General features: G+C 43.4%; 14 protein-coding genes and 1 tRNA gene. 5 read left to right on the top strand and 10 right to left on the bottom strand.

Annotation, left to right across the window (positions count from 1 at the left end):
• The first annotated feature begins 70 nt into the window (after positions 1-70).
• Positions 71-1,204 carry an MFS transporter gene (locus tag A587_RS0116585; protein ID WP_017218485.1) on the top strand — a complete coding sequence of 378 codons (1,134 nt, stop codon included), beginning with the start codon at positions 71-73 and terminating at the stop codon, positions 1,202-1,204.
• Here A587_RS0116585 and A587_RS0116580 read toward each other — a convergent pair.
• Both A587_RS0116580 and A587_RS0116575 read right to left on the bottom strand, forming a co-directional pair.
• A complete protein-coding gene (locus tag A587_RS0116580) occupies positions 1,163-1,675 on the bottom strand; it encodes a prolyl-tRNA synthetase associated domain-containing protein (RefSeq protein ID WP_017218484.1) in 513 nt (170 codons plus the stop codon). The genes A587_RS0116585 and A587_RS0116580 overlap by 42 nt on opposite strands.
• Positions 1,672-2,067 carry a hypothetical protein gene (locus tag A587_RS0116575; RefSeq protein WP_017218483.1) on the bottom strand — a complete coding sequence of 132 codons (396 nt, stop codon included), beginning with the start codon at positions 2,065-2,067 and terminating at the stop codon, positions 1,672-1,674. The genes A587_RS0116580 and A587_RS0116575 overlap by 4 nt, the downstream gene beginning before the upstream one ends.
• A gap of 129 nt (positions 2,068-2,196) precedes the next feature.
• Here A587_RS0116575 and A587_RS0116570 point away from each other — a divergent pair.
• Positions 2,197-2,272 (top strand) — tRNA-Ala (locus A587_RS0116570).
• 711 nt (positions 2,273-2,983) lie between these two features.
• Here A587_RS0116570 and A587_RS0116565 read toward each other — a convergent pair.
• Positions 2,984-4,231 (bottom strand): glutamate-5-semialdehyde dehydrogenase, encoded by a 1,248-nt coding sequence (locus A587_RS0116565; protein ID WP_017218482.1) that lies wholly within the window; start codon positions 4,229-4,231, stop codon positions 2,984-2,986.
• Between the two features lie 3 nt (positions 4,232-4,234).
• On the bottom strand, positions 4,235-5,341 hold the full coding sequence (gene proB / locus A587_RS0116560) for a glutamate 5-kinase (RefSeq protein ID WP_026001031.1): 1,107 nt from the start codon (positions 5,339-5,341) through the stop codon (positions 4,235-4,237).
• A gap of 565 nt (positions 5,342-5,906) precedes the next feature.
• Here proB and A587_RS0116555 point away from each other — a divergent pair.
• The gene (locus A587_RS0116555) at positions 5,907-7,778 is read left to right on the top strand and encodes a cation:proton antiporter (RefSeq protein WP_017218480.1); all 1,872 of its coding nucleotides are present in this window, start codon (positions 5,907-5,909) and stop codon (positions 7,776-7,778) included.
• Positions 7,779-7,926: 148 nt separating this feature from the next.
• Here the strand turns inward: A587_RS0116555 and A587_RS0116550 are convergent, their stop codons facing one another.
• The 4 genes from A587_RS0116550 to A587_RS0116535 all read right to left on the bottom strand — a co-directional run bounded on the left by A587_RS0116550 (position 7,927) and on the right by A587_RS0116535 (position 12,077).
• Positions 7,927-8,565, bottom strand: coding sequence for a tetratricopeptide repeat protein (locus tag A587_RS0116550; RefSeq protein WP_017218479.1), 639 nt, complete (start codon positions 8,563-8,565; stop codon positions 7,927-7,929).
• 242 nt (positions 8,566-8,807) lie between these two features.
• Positions 8,808-10,124 carry an adenylosuccinate synthase gene (locus A587_RS0116545; protein ID WP_010378944.1) on the bottom strand — a complete coding sequence of 439 codons (1,317 nt, stop codon included), beginning with the start codon at positions 10,122-10,124 and terminating at the stop codon, positions 8,808-8,810.
• Between the two features lie 339 nt (positions 10,125-10,463).
• Positions 10,464-11,519: a recombinase RecA gene (recA, locus tag A587_RS0116540; protein WP_017218478.1), complete on the bottom strand. Its 1,056-nt coding sequence runs from the start codon at positions 11,517-11,519 to the stop codon at positions 10,464-10,466.
• A gap of 66 nt (positions 11,520-11,585) precedes the next feature.
• Entirely contained in the window at positions 11,586-12,077 is a 492-nt protein-coding gene (locus tag A587_RS0116535) for a CinA family protein (protein ID WP_017218477.1), read from the bottom strand.
• A gap of 24 nt (positions 12,078-12,101) precedes the next feature.
• Here A587_RS0116535 and mutS point away from each other — a divergent pair, with 24 nt between their 5' ends.
• Positions 12,102-14,693 (top strand): DNA mismatch repair protein MutS, encoded by a 2,592-nt coding sequence (mutS, locus tag A587_RS0116530; protein WP_017218476.1) that lies wholly within the window; start codon positions 12,102-12,104, stop codon positions 14,691-14,693.
• Positions 14,694-14,754: 61 nt separating this feature from the next.
• Here mutS and A587_RS0116525 read toward each other — a convergent pair whose 3' ends face one another.
• Positions 14,755-16,011, bottom strand: coding sequence for an outer membrane protein transport protein (locus tag A587_RS0116525; RefSeq protein WP_017218475.1), 1,257 nt, complete (start codon positions 16,009-16,011; stop codon positions 14,755-14,757).
• A 373-nt stretch (positions 16,012-16,384) separates the two neighbouring features.
• Between A587_RS0116525 and A587_RS0116520 the strand changes: the two genes are divergently transcribed.
• Positions 16,385-16,702: a hypothetical protein gene (locus A587_RS0116520; protein ID WP_010374094.1), complete on the top strand. Its 318-nt coding sequence runs from the start codon at positions 16,385-16,387 to the stop codon at positions 16,700-16,702.
• Here A587_RS0116520 and A587_RS0116515 read toward each other — a convergent pair.
• Positions 16,699-17,973, bottom strand: a complete 1,275-nt coding sequence (locus A587_RS0116515) for an HD-GYP domain-containing protein (RefSeq protein ID WP_017218474.1) — start codon at positions 17,971-17,973, stop codon at positions 16,699-16,701. The genes A587_RS0116520 and A587_RS0116515 overlap by 4 nt on opposite strands.
• Between the last annotated feature and the right edge of the window lie 157 nt (positions 17,974-18,130).

Below are 18,130 nucleotides of genomic sequence, written 5' to 3'. Positions count from 1 at the left end.
GCGCAAAAAATTGTCATCTAGTTTGCTTTAATTTAAGCTAACTCATCGAAATAAAAAGCCTTATCGCTTAATGCCCGTCATACACCTATTGCTTTGCTCTGTTACCATTTTTTTTGTGCTTTACGCACCGCAGCCGCTGCTGGCTGAGTTTGCGGAGCAATTTAGTGTGTCAGCGTCAGATGCAGGCATGCTGATGTCAGCAACTATGCTACCTCTGGCTATCGCGCCAATCTGCTACGGATTATTGCTGGCAAAGTCTAATCCGCTGCGCATTTTAAAATGGACCATGCTGCTATTGGCACTCAGCAGTGTAGCATTTGCTTCAATGACTTCGTTTTCAGGGCTCTTGTTTACCCGGTTAATTCAAGGACTATTATTACCTGCTGCACTCACTGCGATGACAGGTTATATCGGCCAACAGTTTAGCGGCTCGCAGTTGAAAAGAAACATGAGCTTGTACATCGGAAGTACCATAGCCGGAGGTTATTTTGGCCGTACACTTGCGGCCAACTTTGCAGTCTGGTTTGAGTGGCAAAGTTTCTATTACCTAAACGCATTGTTATTGATTGTGCTGTCATTTAGCATTCGAGCCAGCGAGAACAAACCACCAATAATTCACGCGACAAGGATCAGGGACTACCTGGCACCACTCAAGCAATCGCGCCTAGTGAGATTATATAGCTCTGTATTTTGTATGTTTTTTTGCTTCGCGGGGCTACTCAACTTTTTACCTTTTATACTCAAGTACGACTTTAATTTAACCGATCCCAGTAAAGTGGGCTGGGTCTATACAGGCTATTTGGTTGGTGCTTTAGGATCTATCGTTACACCTTGGCTACAAAGTAAATTTCATTCTACCTGGCGATTTTTAGCTGCGATGTTCTTCATCTATGCTACAACCATTGCGCTATTACCCGTGACGTCTGTATTCTTTTTTGTGGTCTTATTTACGCTATTCTGCGCCTGTATGTTTGTGATCCATTCAACCGCTGCACCATTAGCCAACAGTATTAGTCAGGCTCCAGCAACCGTCACCAATGGCGCTTATGTTTCGTTTTATTATTCCGGAGGCGTGCTGGGGTCTTATCTTCCGGGTTTGATTTATGAGCAAGCTGGTATCGCTTGGTTTTGTGCGTCACTTTTTATCGTTTGTACGGTCGGCTTAGTTCTGAGCTTGAGAAACACAGTCAACCCAGTGAGGTGAGTGTCCAGTGACTTGCCAAAAGCGCTTTAAATCTTCGAGCGTTAACACCCAAGTTTTAGTATTCACTAGGGGATGACACTGCCATAAGTGCGCAGATTGCAGTTCACTATCAAGCCATAATTCGACTCGTTGCTCACTGTCGTTATGCAGTGAGAGTGCTGACACACAGCCTTGTTCCACTCCTAAATACTTTGCTAGTCTGTCCGTCGATGCAAAACCTAAACGCGACACCCCTTGAGATTTAGACAGCGCTTTTAGATCAACTTGCTTATCTGCAGGAATAATAAAAAGAAAGTGTCGCTTTCCATAATTATCTCGAAGAAAGAGGTTTTTCAGTCGCGTCCCTTTTCTCTCTAACTTCAAGTTGTCAGCATCTAGACAAGTATGTAACGGTGGATGCTCATAATTGAGATAGTTGATATCTAGCTGAGCGAGCCGCTCTGCAAGTGCACTTGGATTGTTTCTGATCACAAACACTTACCTCGTAACTGAACGCTACGCTGTCGCCAGTATACATCGGTAATTTTATGACCTGAATTACAGTAGTCCGCCTCAATCAAAGCCGGTTTTAACAAGGCGACGGCTTGCTCTTCTAGCTTGAGTTTTAGAGAGGGGGAATCTTCAATACGCTCAAACTCGGCAAAGCGTTTTAGTTCTCTCCTTGATATTGGCTTACTTGCATCCAGCTCCATTCGAGGTGTTGCTTGTACCGTGACAATGAAAGCAAATTCTTTATCACCAGTTGGCGAAAGACGCTTATGAAGAGATTGTTTTTCGATAATAAGTTCAGGCTCATCAGGCTGTGATGCACAACTCGCTAGCAGCCCAATAATGAGAATAGAAAAGATATGACGCAGAACCATAATTCGCTTAATTCGTTTTATTTTCAGTTCAGTGTAACAAAGACTATAAAAAAATAGCGAAATTTTTTGTCTGGGGTTGACGGGAATATAAAAAATGATTAAATTTCGCTTCGTCTACTGACGGAATGTGGGGCTATAGCTCAGCTGGGAGAGCGCCTGCCTTGCACGCAGGAGGTCAGCAGTTCGATCCTGCTTAGCTCCACCACTTTCCGCTCTTCTTACTTCTTACTTCTTACTTCTTACTTCTTACTTCTTACTTCTTACTTCTTACTTCTTACTTCTTACTTCTTACTTCTTACTTCTTACTTCTTACTTCTTACTTCTTACTTCTTACTTCTTACTTCTTACTTCTTACTTCTTACTTCTTACTTCTTACTTCTTACTTCTTACTTCTTACTTCTTACTTCTTACTTCTTACTTCTTACTTCTTACTTCTTACTTCTTACTTCTTACTTCTTACTTCTTACTTCTTACTTCTTACTTCTTACTTCTTACTTCTTACTTCTTACTTCTTACTTCTTACTTCTTACTTCTTACTTCTTACTTCTTACTTCTTACTTCTTACTTCTTACTTCTTACTTCTTACTTCTTACTTCTTACTTCTTACTTCTTACTTCTTACTTCTTACTTCTTACTTCTTACTTCTTACTTCTTACTTCTTACTTCTTACTTCTTACTTCTTACTTCTTACTTCTTACTTCTTACTTCTTACTTCTTACTTCTTACTTCTTACTTCTTACTTCTTACTTCTTACTTCTTACTTCTTACTTCTTACTTCTTACTTCTTACAAAATTAACACCCTAAATCGAAAAGAAAAAAGCCCAAGTCTTTCGACCCGAGCTTTGCAGTTACTTATGTCATTCTGTGTATACTACTGAGTATGATTCTTCCATCTACTCAAGCAGCATCTGTTCATTATTCTCTGATTTGGCCTTCACCATTCACTAAAAACTTTTCGGTTGTTAGCGACTCCAAGCCCATAGGTCCGTAAGCGTGCAATTTGGTGGTAGCAATACCAATCTCGGCACCTAAACCTAACGCTGAACCATCACTAAAGCGTGAAGAGGCGTTAACCATCACAACCGACGCATCTACACCGCGTTGGAACAAATCAGCAGCTGCTTTGTCTTCCGTACAGATAACTTCGGTATGGTGACTACCAAAGCGATCAATATGTGCAAGCGCTGCATTAAAATCAGCAACCTGACGAACCGCTATTTCAAGGCTCAAGTATTCTTCACCAAATTCGTCATCGCTTAACTCAACTGCATTATCAAAATAAGCTACGGTTTGCTTACACGCATTAATTTTCACACCCCTTTCTGCCAGTGCTGCAGCAACTTTCGGTAAAAAAGTCGGAGCGATATCTTGATGAACGATTAACCCTTCAAGCGCATTACATACACCAGTACGCTGCGTTTTACCGTTTAACAGAAGCGCCATTGCTTTATCGAGATCGGCCGCTTTATCTATATACAAGTGACACACGCCTTTAAAATGCTGTATCACTGGCACCGTACTATTCTCAGTAACGAAATTGATTAGACCCTCACCGCCGCGTGGGATGATAAGGTCGATATATTCTTTTTGCTGCATCAGCTCCATTAGCAATGCGCGATCTGGATCCGGAATAACAGAAACCAACGCGGCAGGTAGGTTATGTTTTTCAAGCGCCTTATGCATCGCTTTTGCGATCTCTAAAGAACTCGCTAACGCCTCTTTACCACCACGTAAAATAACACCATTACCTGATTTAAAACACAGCGCACCTGCGTCAGCGGTGACATTGGGGCGCGCCTCATAAATCATGCAAACAACACCAAGTGGCACTCGCATTTTGCTGATTTTAATGCCATTTGGTCTTACACCCATGTCTCTACGTGCACCCACTGGATCGTCCAGTCGAATGATGGTTTCGATACCTTCAGCCATGCTTTCAATCCGCGCTTGGTTAAGCGTTAATCTATCTATCATGGCGTCGCTAAGCTGGTTATCACGAGCAGCAGCTAAATCAGCTTCATTGGCTTTAATAATGGCATCGCTGTTTTCACGGATCCCTTTTGCCATATCTGCTAACACTGCATTTTTTTGCTCTGTAGATAATAGTGCTAACTGTTTCGCTGCTTTTGCAGCCTGTGATGAAATATCTGTGATTAAACTCATGTCTTATGACTTCTCCAATAATGCAATATCTTGTTCTGAAATAACGGGTCCGATACTATCTTGAATTCTTTCGCTGATCGGATTCTCTTCATGTTCAGTTAAAAAGTTTAATAGGCAGCTACTGTAATTGGTGGTTGCTTTGGCTAAGCGCTTACCATCTTTGCTCCTCACGAGTACGGTATCTCCAACAGAAAACTCACCTTTTACTTCAGTGATTTCATCACCACTTAACTGACCCACCACTTGGTTTTCGCCTGAGCCATAATCGCTATCTACGACTAGCTCACCTTGCTCTGATGCTGTGTGAGTCATCCAATGCACCGCTTCTTGCATCGGTTTATCATAGGCTGTAAATACCGTGCCTGGATTTTTTCCCGCCAACAACAATTCAAAGGTTGTCTCTTCGAAGCCGTTAACAATATAGGTATCTATACCGTGAGACGTCGCCTTTTCAGCAGCTTCAATTTTAGTCTTCATACCACCGGTGCCAACCTTACTCGTTGGACAGCCTGCCATATCGTAGATTTCTTCAGTGATCTCTGTCACTTCAGAGATCAGCTCTGCATCAGCATGTAAATTAGGGTTTTTGTTATATAAACCACTGACGTCGGAGCAAATAATTAGCCCGTCGGCATCTGCAGCGCCCGCTACCATGGCAGATAAATTATCGTTATCACCCACCTTCAGATCGTCCGTGGTTACGGTGTCATTTTCATTGATAATAGGCAGTATTCCATGATCGAGTAAAGTGAATATTGTTTCACGAATACTGGTATATCTTTCCCTGTCACGCAGGTCGCCGTGAGTCAGCAATATCTGCGCCGATGGGAAGTCAAAGAAACGGTCCCACGTAGCCATCATCTCGGTTTGGCCAGCTGCCGCCATCGCTTTTTTCACCGCAATGCTCGGCTGCTCTGAATTAGGAAATAAGTGCGACCCTGCTGCGACTGAACCTGAAGAGACGAGGATTACTTCGATACCTCTGGCTCGACAACGCACGATGAATTGCGCGATGCTGAGTAAATAGCGGGATCGACACCCATCTTGCTCTGGCGCGATCAACGCACTCCCGATCTTGATTACTATACGTTTTGACTGTTTCATCGACATAAATTCCTGCATTAAATTAACCACCCACTCACGAGTTGGTACTCCAAATATCTCCTATTAGAAGACAACAGAAAGCGCAATGCATCGACCTAAAAGTCGGCAAATAGATAAAACAAACAGACGTGCGACGGCGAAGACTTCATTCCCATCATGTCGCCACACATGCTAAACCCAGACACAGCAACAATCGTTAACTGGCTGACATTTCACTAATAGAAGATTGATTGTGACATCAAGTACTTAACCCTTGACGTCGAGCCGTTTCCAACAGGGCCACCATGGTTTGGTGCGGCCGGAAAGGCTGTACCGCAATGAATAATTGCGTAATGAGTAGATTGTGAATGACGGCGCGATTTACCCCACGCCTTGAACGCTTATTACCTTAACGTAAGCTCGGGTAAGATTGCAACCCTATCCCATGTTAATTATTTATGACCACCATAAATCAATTTTATAATACCTTATTTTCAGTAATTTATTCACTTTACCCTCATTCGCGCTGTGTTATAACTGGATGCTAGCTATACTGATAAAAATGTTGGGATAATCCAACCGGGGAGAATCTATGTCAGCAATCTACATTGCAGGTATTGCAGTATGTTCTGTAATAGCACAATGGCTTGCTTGGGCCTTTAAGGTTCCTGCAATTTTGTTTTTACTTCTTATTGGTCTTGCTTTGGGGCCATTTAGTGGCACGCTGGATCCAGATGCCTTACTCGGGGATTTACTCTTTCCCGTCGTCTCACTTTCCGTTGCCGTTATCCTTTTTGAAGGTTCACTAACCCTGCATTTTAAAGAACTCAAAGGAATTGGTAAGGTCGTACGAAATCTCTGTTCTATCGGGATGTTAGCAACCTTTGCGGTGATAGCAACAACCGCAATTTTCGTGCTGGAGCTTAACTGGCAAGTTGCCGCCGTATTGGGCGCAGTACTTGTCGTGACCGGTCCAACGGTTATTGCCCCGATGCTGAACGCGATGCGCCCAGACAAAGACATAGACCGTATTTTACGTTGGGAAGGTATAGTCATAGACCCTATTGGTGCACTCTTTGCGGTACTCGTATTTGAAGCCGTCTCTTTAGTTGGTGGCGAAGGTATCTTCAGTCACACCCTATGGGCGCTTGTATCAACACTCGGTGTGGGGATAAGTATCGGAGTCGCATCAGGTTATCTCACCACTTACCTAATAAGAAAAGAGTGGCTTCCTTTCGAGCTTCACAAATTCGCCATTTTAGCGCTCGTGTTGTTTAGCTTTACGCTATCGAATCATCTGAGTCATGAGTCAGGCCTACTTGCCGTGACCATCTTTGGTATTTGGCTCGCTAACCAAGATGACTTGGAAATAGACTCAGTATTAGAGTTTAAAGAAGATCTCTCAATGATCCTGATTTCGAGCTTATTTATCTTACTCGCGGCACGACTCAAATTAGAAGATTTAATGCTGTTAGACACCGACGTCTTTATCTTTCTTGCTGTAGTATTATTTATTGCTCGACCACTGTCGATATTCTTATCGACGTTCAATACTGACTTACCGATAAAGTCTCGTATTCTGTTAAGCTGGATAGCTCCTCGAGGCATTGTTGCTGCAGCTGTAGGCTCAGTTTTTGCGTTAAGTATGACCAAATCACAGATAGCAGATGCGGATAAAATGGTGCCGCTTATTTTCACCGTCATCATTGTCACCGTGGTACTACAAAGCCTAACGGCAACGCCTTTCGCACGTCTTTTAGGAGTACGTCAACCAAAGCCCAATACCTTACTTATCATTGGTGCAAACCATGTAGCTAGAGCGGTGGCTAAAGGCTTAAAAGACCAAAATATTGATGTTTATCTCTCCGATCCCGCATGGGAAAACTGCAAAATGGCAAGAATGGACGGACTGCCTTGTTACTATGGTAACCCACAGTCGGAACATGCCGAGCGTTACCTCCCGTTGACCAGCTTAAAGTCAGTGCTAGCGCTTTCACCTAACCGTCACCACAACGCTTTGGGTGTACAGTACTTTTCTCACTTACTTGGCGATCAATGTGTTTATTCGCTCAAATCATCCACTAACCACGCTAAGGCGAACAAAGATAGCGCCACTTTCCTTTCTCGCCAAATCTTATTTGGCGACGAAGGTAATTACGCCAAGCTAAGTAGCATGATGGCTAAGGGCGGTAAAGTGAGCGTAACGCGGATCTCAGAAGAGTTTAAATGGGAACAGTATAAAGAGGTTAACAGTGAAGCAATCCCACTGTTTGTACTCACAGAGCAGAACAAAGATGAGGAACCCATCTTGATCCGCCCGTTTACCTCTGATATGAAAAAGCTTCCAGAAGAAGGCGACCGCGTATTGGCGTTGCAACCGCCTAAATTAACGGTGCTTAAAGATCCAAATACGAATAAAGAAGGCCAAATTGGTGCAAAGCTTAGCAGCCAACAAATTACTTAACCTGAGATTTGGATAAGAAATAAGCTAGCTTTACCGGCTTTATATAGAAACAAGCAAAGGCGGCGTAACTTACGCCGCTTTTACTTTCTACTCAAAACCTGCTGAAAGTAATACCTATTTATCCCACGGAGTTAACCTGAGCTTCAGGTTATATAGGCAATCTCGCGCGCTTGACCACGCTATCAGGCATTTTGTTTGCCAATTGCCCTAGTGCTACCTGGATCCGCTTATGTAGCTTTTTATCTGCAACGGCGGAATGGAACAACCATCGATAGGCATCTTCATAATCTCTTGGACTACCATGACCTTGATTAAATACATCTACGAGTCTTAACTGAGCGTTTAAGTTGCCAAGTGCTGCGGCTTCTCTCAGATAGATTACCGCCATCGCTTTATCTTCTTGCACCAACTGACCAACATCATAGTAGCGACCTAATTGTTCAAGCGCCGCCGCAAGGCCCTGCTCTGCTGCCCTTTTCATATAATAAAGGCCGAGCTCAACATCTCTGTCTACACACACGGCATAAGCTAACATGTCACCATAAAGAAACTGATACGAAGGCAGCGCCATGATCTCAGCACGCGCTTCAATATCTTTAACCAGCTGGCACTCATCCGCTTTAACCCGAGCAAGGTGTTGATTTTTTTCAATGAGCGCTAGTAGCTCTTGTTGCGTATACAAAGGCACAGCTTCGATAGCCTCTTCGGCAGATACTTTGCTCTGTATACTGAGACTTAAGGAAACACTCAATGCTGAAGCTGCAAAATAACGAAGTAAGTAATTCATCGAAGACCCATCAAAGTAAAGCTGATTGTTTAACTATAGCAGGCTGCAAAGGCAAATTACTTGCTCTGCAGCAACATCGACACTCAAATTTGATTAAGCATTATTTACGCCAAAGCGAAGTCTAATTTCATCATCTGAGCAAACATTCACTTAGTTATCGGCAGAAAGACAAAAACTTGTAGGGTAATAGACACAAAAAAAGCTGCCGTAGCAGCTTTTTTCTTTATCAATCGACAGCAGGATTATTCAGCAAAAGGGTTGCGAACAATCATTGTCTCAACGCGGTCTGGGCCTGTTGAGATGATATCAATTGGCACACCAGTGATTTCTTCTAGGCGCTTGATATAGTTGATAGCGGCTTCTGGAAGTTGCTCAACAGAAGTTGCACCAAAGGTGTTTTCGCTCCAACCAGGCATTTCTTCATATACTGGAGTCACTTTCTCATAGCCTTCAGCAGCAAGAGGAGTCACATTAGTCACAGTGCCGTCTTCTAATTGGTAACCAGTACAGATTTTCACTTTTTCTAAACCATCAAGTACGTCTAGTTTAGTTAAGCAGAAACCACTGATGCTGTTGATTTGAACTGCACGGCGCATTGCCACTGCATCAAACCAACCGGTACGACGTAAACGACCAGTTGTTGCGCCAAACTCGTTGCCTTTCTCGCCTAAGTGTCTGCCAACTGGGTCTTGCTTGTCTTGACCATCGTAAAGCTCTGTAGGGAAAGGACCTGAACCAACACGAGTTGTGTAAGCTTTAACAATACCTAAAACGTAATCTAAGTGTAGCGGACCAAAACCTGCACCTGTCGCAACACCACCAGCCGTCGTGTTTGATGAGGTTACGTACGGATAAGTACCATGGTCGATATCAAGTAGTGTACCTTGCGCACCTTCAAATAGAATATGGTCGCCAGCATTACGCGCTTGATCAAGTAGTTCAGTAACGTCAACAATCATTGACTTAAGTACTTTTGCTACTTCCATTGCATCATCGTATGTCTTCTGGAAGTCTACTGGGTCTACTTTGTAGTAGTTAACCAAGGCGAAGTTGTGGAACTCTAGTACTTCTTTAAGCTTCGCAGCAAATTGCTCTGGGTTGAAAAGATCGCCAACACGTAAACCACGACGTGCAACCTTATCTTCGTACGCAGGACCGATACCACGGCCAGTTGTACCAATGGCTTTTTCACCACGCGCTAGTTCACGCGCTTGGTCTAGTGCAACGTGGTAAGGCAAGATCAAAGGACATGCTTCGCTGATCAATAGACGCTCACGTACAGGAACGCCACGCGCTTCAAGCATGTGGATTTCTTTCATTAGTGCATCTGGTGCAAGTACTACACCATTACCAATTACACATTTAACGTCTTCGCGTAGTACACCTGATGGGATCAAGTGTAGTACCGTTTTCTCACCGTTAATTACTAGTGTATGGCCAGCATTGTGTCCGCCTTGGTAGCGAACAACTAAAGAAGCCTTATCTGTAAGTAGGTCAACTACTTTACCTTTACCTTCGTCACCCCATTGGGTGCCTAATACAACGACGTTTTTACCCATTGCAAATTCACTTAGAAAAAATTAGGCGCAGATTTTACCAGAAAACCATAGTCGAAATCACCCCAATTTGCCTAATTTTTCTGCTTTCAATAAGATTGATGATGTAAAGCATCAAGGCAAGTTACATAACTTGTTGAAAAGGTGGATTAATAGCTGAAAATCAAACAACGTATTTTATTTTTATATCAAAATAGCTGTATTGTTCGGATTAATCGATAACTATCTCTTTGTTATCAAAAGTAAACTTTTATAAAACGTAAAAAGCCCAAAGGTTAACCTTTGGGCTTTTTAAAATATAGCTCAAGCTTGCTCGCGAGCAGTTAAGCTTGAGTGACTAGCCTATAGCTCTAAATCGTCTTCAACTTCAGCAAGACCTTTATCTTCTCCCTCTTCAGGCATAATAACCGCTTGCGCTAGGAGCATTTCTCTCAACTTGCCTTCAATTTCGTTGGCAATCTCAACATTTTCTTTCAAGAACTTAATTGAGTTTGCTTTACCCTGGCCAATTTTATTGCCGTTGTAGCTAAACCAAGCACCCGCTTTATCAACCAGTTTGTGTTTCACACCTAAGTCTATCAACTCACCTTGTTTCGACGTACCTTCACCGTACATGATGATGAACTCAGCTTGCTTAAATGGTGGTGCTACTTTGTTTTTCACAACCTTAACACGAGTTTCGTTACCAACAACCTCATCACCTTCTTTCACTGAACCGATACGACGAATATCAAGACGTACAGATGCATAAAATTTAAGCGCGTTACCACCAGTTGTGGTTTCAGGGTTACCAAACATCACACCAATCTTCATACGAATTTGGTTGATGAAAATACATAATGTGTTCGAGCGTTTGATATTAGCAGTAAGCTTACGCAATGCTTGTGACATGAGTCGAGCCTGCAAACCAACGTGTGAGTCACCCATATCGCCTTCGATTTCAGCTTTAGGGGTAAGTGCCGCTACCGAGTCAATAACAACCAAATCAACCGCACCAGAACGAACTAACATGTCACAAATTTCAAGCGCTTGTTCACCGGTGTCGGGCTGTGATACTAATAGCTCATCAACATTAACGCCTAGCTTTTCAGCATAGATTGGATCGAGTGCGTGTTCAGCATCAACGAACGCACATGTTTTACCAAGCTTCTGCGCTTCTGCAATTGCTTGTAATGTTAGCGTTGTTTTACCTGATGATTCTGGACCATAGATTTCAACAATACGACCAGTTGGTAAGCCGCCGATACCAAGTGCAATATCCAGGCCTAGTGAACCAGTTGAGATGGCTTCAATATCTAGCGCCTTGTTCTCACCCAGTTTCATGATTGAGCCTTTACCAAACTGACGCTCAATTTGTGATAGTGCTGCGTCTAATGCCTTTTGCTTGTTATCGTTCATTTGCTTCTCCAATTCAGCGTAATGACACCTAGTATACTGTATGAAATTACAGTATCAAGTAGAATTTTATGATTTCACCATCGCTATAGTGTTTTTTAATGCAAATTCAATAGCTTGAACTCTTATTTTAGCCCTATTTCCAGTAAATACTTGGTGAAATGCCTGAACTTTGTCACTATTTGCAATAGCAAACCATACAGTACCTACTGGCTTATCAGCACTGCCCCCAGTCGGTCCTGCGATACCAGACACAGCAATGGCAACTTCAGCATGAGCTGCCTGCTGAGCGCCTTTGACCATTTCCAAAACCGTTTGCTCGCTCACGGCACCAAATTGCGTTAGGGTTTGTTGCGATACTCCCAATAATTCGTGCTTAGCTTGATTACTGTATGTCACAAAACAACGTTCTATATATGCAGAGCTTCCCGGCGTATCTGTTAACGCATAACTCACCCCACCGCCTGTACATGACTCTGCGGTAGTGATTGTTACGCCGTTATTCGTTAGAATAGCGCCCAATTGTGCCGCATATTCGGCTATCTCTTTGTAGTGCTCCATAGGAAAACCTTTTAGGTATCAACAATGTCGTCAGATCTATATTCAGAACACACTATAAACCAACAAACCCCAATGATGCAGCAATACCTGCGAATTAAAGCTCAGCATCAAGAAATCTTGCTGTTCTATCGCATGGGCGACTTTTATGAACTCTTCTTTGACGATGCCATCAGAGCGGCGCAGCTTCTCGATATTTCTCAAACCTATCGCGGCAAAGCCGGTGGCAATCCGATCCCAATGGCGGGTGTTCCCTACCATGCAGTTGAAAACTACCTAGCTCGCTTAGTACAACTGGGTGAATCTGTTGCTATTTGTGAGCAAGTTGGCGACCCTGCGACCAGTAAAGGTCCTGTAGAACGTAAAGTTGTGCGCATTGTTACTCCAGGTACCGTCACCGACGAAGCACTATTACAAGAACGCCAAGATAATTTACTTGCGGCAGTCTACCAACATCCAAAAAACTTAGGTTATGGCGTTGCCTATCTTGATATTAACTCGGGCCGATTTAATATCGTAGAACTACAGACTGACGAAGCACTTAATTCCACGTTACAGCGCTTGCAGCCCGCAGAATTGTTATATCCAGAATCATTTCAGAACCTTTTAGTGCTAGAAAGCATAAAGGGCAGTCGTCGCCGCCCAGATTGGGAGTTCGATTTAGACACTGCAAAGCATTTACTTTGTCAGCAGTTTGCAACCCGCGACTTAGTCGGTTTTGGTGTCGACAATGCCAATATGGGTTTAATTGCTGCGGGTTGTGTCATGCAATACGTGAAAGACACGCAACGCACTGCATTACCTCATATTCGTGCGATCACGCTCGAAAAGAATGAGCACGCAGTTATCTTAGATGCCGCGACGCGCAAAAACTTAGAGCTGACACTGAACCTCTCTGGCGGTGTTGAAAACACCTTAGCGCAGATTTTAGATAAGTCTTCAACGGCCATGGGTTCGCGCTTACTAAAACGCCGCATTCATACGCCCGTGCGCGAACGCAAAGAACTCAATGCTCGACTCAATGCGATTGCGAGCCTTATCGAACAACAACTATGCATGGAAGTTTACGATGCACTAAAACACATTGGCGATATTGAACGAGTTGTTGCACGGTTAGCGTTGTTTACCGCTCGTCCGCGTGATCTAACGCGTTTAAGAAGTGCATTACAAGCGTTACCGCCATTGCATGATATTTTACAAGATGCGACGGATGCGAGACTTAAGTCTATCATTAGCCACTCACCGGCATTACCTAAGTTACAAGATTTGTTAGAACGAGCGGTTATCGACAATCCCCCTGTTCTCATTCGTGATGGTGGAGTAATAGCACAGGGCTACAATGCAGAGCTTGACGAGCTACGCGCATTAAGCGCAGGTGCCACGGATGTTTTAGAAAAACTTGAAGAAAGAGAGCGCGAACGCACGGGGATCTCGACATTAAAAATTGGGTATAACCGCGTTCACGGATTTTATATTGAGATCAGCCGCGCCAATTCGCACTTAGTGCCTGCGGAATACATTCGCAGACAAACACTGAAAAATAACGAACGCTATATTATTCCTGAGCTAAAAGAGCATGAAGACAAAGTGCTTGGAAGCCAATCGAAAGCACTAGCACTTGAAAAACGCCTATATGAAGAGCTATTTGAACTCATCGCTCCTTATATTGAACAATTGCAAGTCATGGCAGCAGCGCTTGCGGATTTGGACGTGTTAAACACTTTAGCTGAACGTGCTCAAACATTAGACTATTGCAAGCCCACGCTTACCGAGGGCACTGAAATTGATTTAGTGGATGGTCGCCATCCAGTCGTAGAACAAGTAAGTAAAGAACCATTCATTGCCAACCCGGTAAAACTCAACGATGAACGTAAAATGCTCATTATCACTGGGCCAAATATGGGTGGTAAATCGACCTATATGCGTCAAACCGCGTTAATTGTGTTGATGGCGCATATCGGCAGCTATGTACCAGCAAGCGCAGCTACCATCGGAATTGTCGATCGTATTTTTACTCGCATTGGTGCCAGTGATGACCTTGCCTCTGGGCGCTCAACCTTTATGGTTGAAATGACCGAAACTGCAACCATTTTAAACAATGCAACCGCCCAATCATTGGTGCTAATGGACGAAATTGGTCGTGGTACTAGCACCTATGACGGTTTATCACTCGCTTATGCGACAGCGGATTATCTCGCCAGCAAAATTGCAGCAAAAACACTGTTTGCTACTCATTATTTTGAGTTAACCGAATTGGCTGAGCAACAAGCAGGCCTTGTTAATGTGCACTTGGATGCCGTTGAACATAACGATACCATTGCCTTCAAACACACAGTAATGGAAGGAGCTGCAAGTAAGAGTTTTGGTTTACAGGTAGCAAGTCTTGCCGGCGTGCCAAAAGCGGTGATTAAGTTGGCGAAACAGAAACTCGCTTTGTTAGAGCAACATCAGAGTGTCGTTGGCGATAAGCCTACTCATGTAGCTGCACCTGTACAGCAGAGCTTAATGCTTGCCAATGAGCCTTCAGAAGTTGAAGCGCTACTTGCTGATATGGATCCCGATGATATGACACCAAAGCAAGCTCATGCTTTGCTATATCAACTTAAGTCTATGCTATAGAAAGTTATGCTATAAAAAGTAAAAAGCGGCTAAATGCCGCTTTTTTAATGTTCTCTCACAATTAGAACTTGTGGTTATACTGAAGACCAAAGATCATCGCATGGCCTTTAGAGCGATAGCCCCACTCACTGAATCTGTCAGCTTCAGTGAAAGTTTGTGTTTTACCTCTTAAAACACTGATCCCAAAATCTACAGTTGCTTGGTTAGCAAGTGTATACTCCGCACCAAATGAGTACCAAGTACGGTCTGTATCAGGAATTGAGATAGACAGATGGTTTTCATCCGCTGGTGATTCATCATACGCCATACCTGCACGTAGTTTCACCGCATTACTAAGCTGATAGTCAGCACCAACTGCAAAACGTAATGAATTAGAGAAATTCTCTTCTTTAGTGAATACTGAACCTGCGTTACCAACTACAGCTTCAAGTTCATCAAAACTATTCCAGCCGGTCCAAAGTACGCTGTAGTGTAGTGAGGTTTCTTGGTTTAGTTTATGAGAACCTGAGATCTCAGCAATCGCAGGTAACGTTACATCCACTGAACCTGGTAGTGACGCGCCATTCAAGCCGCCAATCGCTGCTGGTAAGTCGTTGCTAAAGTGGCCATCAAATGTGATATCTGTTTCACTACGGTAATGGAAGCCGATTAGGTTGTTTTCATCAATTTGATAAGCAACGCCTAAGTTCCAACCAAAGCCATAATCGTCACCTTCTAAGTGTACCGCTTGAGTACTTGCTGGCAAACCTGTCGTTGTCGCGCCAAGGTTACGGACGATTTTAGCATCGGCATAAACTTCATTAATACCAAACGCTACGCTCCATTGCTCATCAATTTGGTAAGCAGCAGAAATACCTAAGTTAACAGTCTTTATTTCAGTTTCACCCGCGATTTGACCTGCAACATAATCCTTATCGAATTCTGTAGATAGGCCAAACTGTGAATAGATACCTGCACCAATCGACCATTGGTCATTATATCTGTGTGTTGCATAAATAGCAGGAATAATAGCACTTGGCGCGATACTGTTGTCATTTAACGCTGATGCAGGGATGCCATTGCTAGTACCTGTTCCCGTCAGGCTTACGTCCGGTTGAACATACATAGCTGCTACTGATAATTGCGTGCCTGATAGCTTACCCATCAATGCTGGATTGCGTGCAACCACTGACGCATCGTCGGCTGCAGATGCTTCACCCGCATAAGCACGACCAAGGCCAGATACGTTTTGTTCCGCAAGTTGGAAGGCGGCAGCTAGTGCTTGTGATGACGATAAAATCGCACCTGATGCGATAAGACCTAATAATACTTTGTTCATACTCTAATCCCCTGTGAACTAACCATTTCCTGAGTAATGGTTAAAAAAACCAATTCGAGTAACACTGCGTAGCCTCACTTTGACCTTGCTCACCTAGCCAATATCCAGCTATGCCACACACCCACCAAATTGGCAGAATAATAAATTCATGACACCCTACCTAAAAGTGGAGTAGAAATCTCCTTTTTTGCGACTTTTCGTTGATTAAGTGAACATATAACGAACAAATTACGCACTTTATAAACTCATCTGATGAGATGAATTATCAAATGATAATAATTACCAATATCATTGACGTACCTTCATCCCTTATATACACTCTTCAATCTGAGTATGAGTCATTCTGTGTGCTAATCGTGCCAAGGAGAACAACATGTCGATAGCATTAATCGTTTGCGCATTGGTATTTTGCGGTCTCAGCGTATATTGCCTGTGCAAAGCAAACTACTGTGCCTGTCGCCACGCGGGAGAGTGTGATAATCCGGTCAGTCAATACTGGCTAGGTGCAATTGTCGCAGCGCTGCTATCACTGCTGCTAAGCTGTGCGGCGTTACATTCGGAAAAGGGAACATTACTGTGGATATTAATGATGGCAAGCTGTATGACTGGCGCAATGCTCTCTGCTAGATGGCAAAATCTCAAAAGACGCTGTAAAAACGCTTTCTTCCCAGTCGCGCAATCCAAACCTTAAATCAATAATTGATCTCTTAGCAATCGTGAGAGGTTAATTTGATAATCAAGCGGCCTGACACTTGCGATCACTTTGATCTCTGACTCGCTTAAATCCAAATCTTTTGCCGTAACATGGTGGAGATGTTTGGTATTGTAAAACACTCGTACAAGAGGCGCGGTGGGTGCATGTTTATTGCCTTCGAGTACCAATCCTAATCGCTCGTTGGTCAGTTTAACAATAGTTCCTACGGGGTGAACCCCCATACACTTAATAAAACGTTGCACTAAAATAGGGTCAAATTGCTTTTTACTCGACAATAAAAAGCGTAACGCATTAATAGGCTCATCAGCCTCTTTATGGTGCTGATCTGAGGTTATGGCGTCGTATACATCCACAATCGCCATCATTCTTGCCGCGGTGCTGAGTGCATCTTCTTTAATCCCTCTGGGATAGCCTGTACCATCTAAGCGCTCATGATGGTTGATGATCATATCCAGCATAATAGGCGTGATCCCAGACTCACCTTTACTCAACCCCAACGACTGTGCCACATGTTTTTTGACCGCACGATACTCAAGATCGGTAAAATTACCCGGCTTATTGATCAGCCCCTGCGGTAACTTAGCGTGACCAATGTCATGTAACATCGCCCCCATGGCTAACTGTTCAATAATGTGATGTTGCAAACCAAGGTGCTTGGCAAATACGGTGATCAGAATTGCGCAGTTGGTCATATGACGCCAATTGTAGGCATCTTTGTCTTTGATCCGAGTTAAAATCGCCATCGCATTTGAATTACGCAATACCGAATCTACGATGTCTTTACTTACCTCATTGATGAGGCTCATATCGACCTTCAAACCCGATGTAACATCTCCATAGAGGCTTTGGATCTGACGGTTATTTTTTTCAAACTTTTGCATCGCAACCGCAAATTCTTGCTGCAAAGTTTGTTCTTTACTCACCGTTTTGGTTTTGGGTTTTGGCTTGCTGCGAGCGGTGGAAAGGCTACCATCCATGCCATTTTTGGCGACAGGTTCTTCAGGGGCTTGTGGCGCTTCAGTGACCGGTTCTGCTGACGGCTGATATTTCTGTGGTACAGGAATATCACTCTGCGTAAAGTCTATGGTGAGCTCCAGTACCCCTTTATCAATCAGCTTTTGAATGATGGCTTCATCTCTGACCATTCCCCGAGATTTGATCTTAATGCCCGCGTCAGACTTATGCTTGTGAACATTATCTACAAACATTCCTGGTCTAAGATCTTCGATGGGGAGGACAATCTGCATGAATCGCTTACACTACGTAGTTAGCCAATGAATATTAATACCATTGAATGAGGTGAAACACCATCTATTCAGATTAAATTCACACAAAGGTATGGTGAAATTACAACCACTAAAAAACGTTTGTTATACCAATTTGCTGAATTAAGTGATCTATTTT

The organism is Pseudoalteromonas sp. NJ631, from assembly GCF_000276645.1.
Lineage (GTDB): Bacteria > Pseudomonadota > Gammaproteobacteria > Enterobacterales > Alteromonadaceae > Pseudoalteromonas > Pseudoalteromonas piscicida.
Note: the sequence above shows the minus strand (reverse complement) of the source record. Positions and strands in the feature narration are given on the sequence as shown.

Excerpts from the sequence above, each read along its gene's own strand:
- A587_RS0116575 (WP_017218483.1), bottom strand. The coding sequence starts at position 2,067 with ATGGTTCTGCGTCATATCTTTTCTATTCTCATTATTGGGCTGCTAGCG.
- A587_RS0116525 (WP_017218475.1), bottom strand. The coding sequence starts at position 16,011 with ATGAACAAAGTATTATTAGGTCTTATCGCATCAGGTGCGATTTTATCG.
- A587_RS0116585 (WP_017218485.1), top strand. The coding sequence starts at position 71 with ATGCCCGTCATACACCTATTGCTTTGCTCTGTTACCATTTTTTTTGTG.
- A587_RS0116545 (WP_010378944.1), bottom strand. The coding sequence starts at position 10,124 with ATGGGTAAAAACGTCGTTGTATTAGGCACCCAATGGGGTGACGAAGGT.
- A587_RS0116565 (WP_017218482.1), bottom strand. The coding sequence starts at position 4,231 with ATGAGTTTAATCACAGATATTTCATCACAGGCTGCAAAAGCAGCGAAA.
- A587_RS0116555 (WP_017218480.1), top strand. The coding sequence starts at position 5,907 with ATGTCAGCAATCTACATTGCAGGTATTGCAGTATGTTCTGTAATAGCA.
- A587_RS0116515 (WP_017218474.1), bottom strand. The coding sequence starts at position 17,973 with ATGCAGATTGTCCTCCCCATCGAAGATCTTAGACCAGGAATGTTTGTA.
- A587_RS0116520 (WP_010374094.1), top strand. The coding sequence starts at position 16,385 with ATGTCGATAGCATTAATCGTTTGCGCATTGGTATTTTGCGGTCTCAGC.
- mutS (WP_017218476.1), top strand. The coding sequence starts at position 12,102 with ATGTCGTCAGATCTATATTCAGAACACACTATAAACCAACAAACCCCA.
- recA (WP_017218478.1), bottom strand. The coding sequence starts at position 11,519 with ATGAACGATAACAAGCAAAAGGCATTAGACGCAGCACTATCACAAATT.
- A587_RS0116550 (WP_017218479.1), bottom strand. The coding sequence starts at position 8,565 with ATGAATTACTTACTTCGTTATTTTGCAGCTTCAGCATTGAGTGTTTCC.
- A587_RS0116535 (WP_017218477.1), bottom strand. The coding sequence starts at position 12,077 with ATGGAGCACTACAAAGAGATAGCCGAATATGCGGCACAATTGGGCGCT.
- proB (WP_026001031.1), bottom strand. The coding sequence starts at position 5,341 with ATGTCGATGAAACAGTCAAAACGTATAGTAATCAAGATCGGGAGTGCG.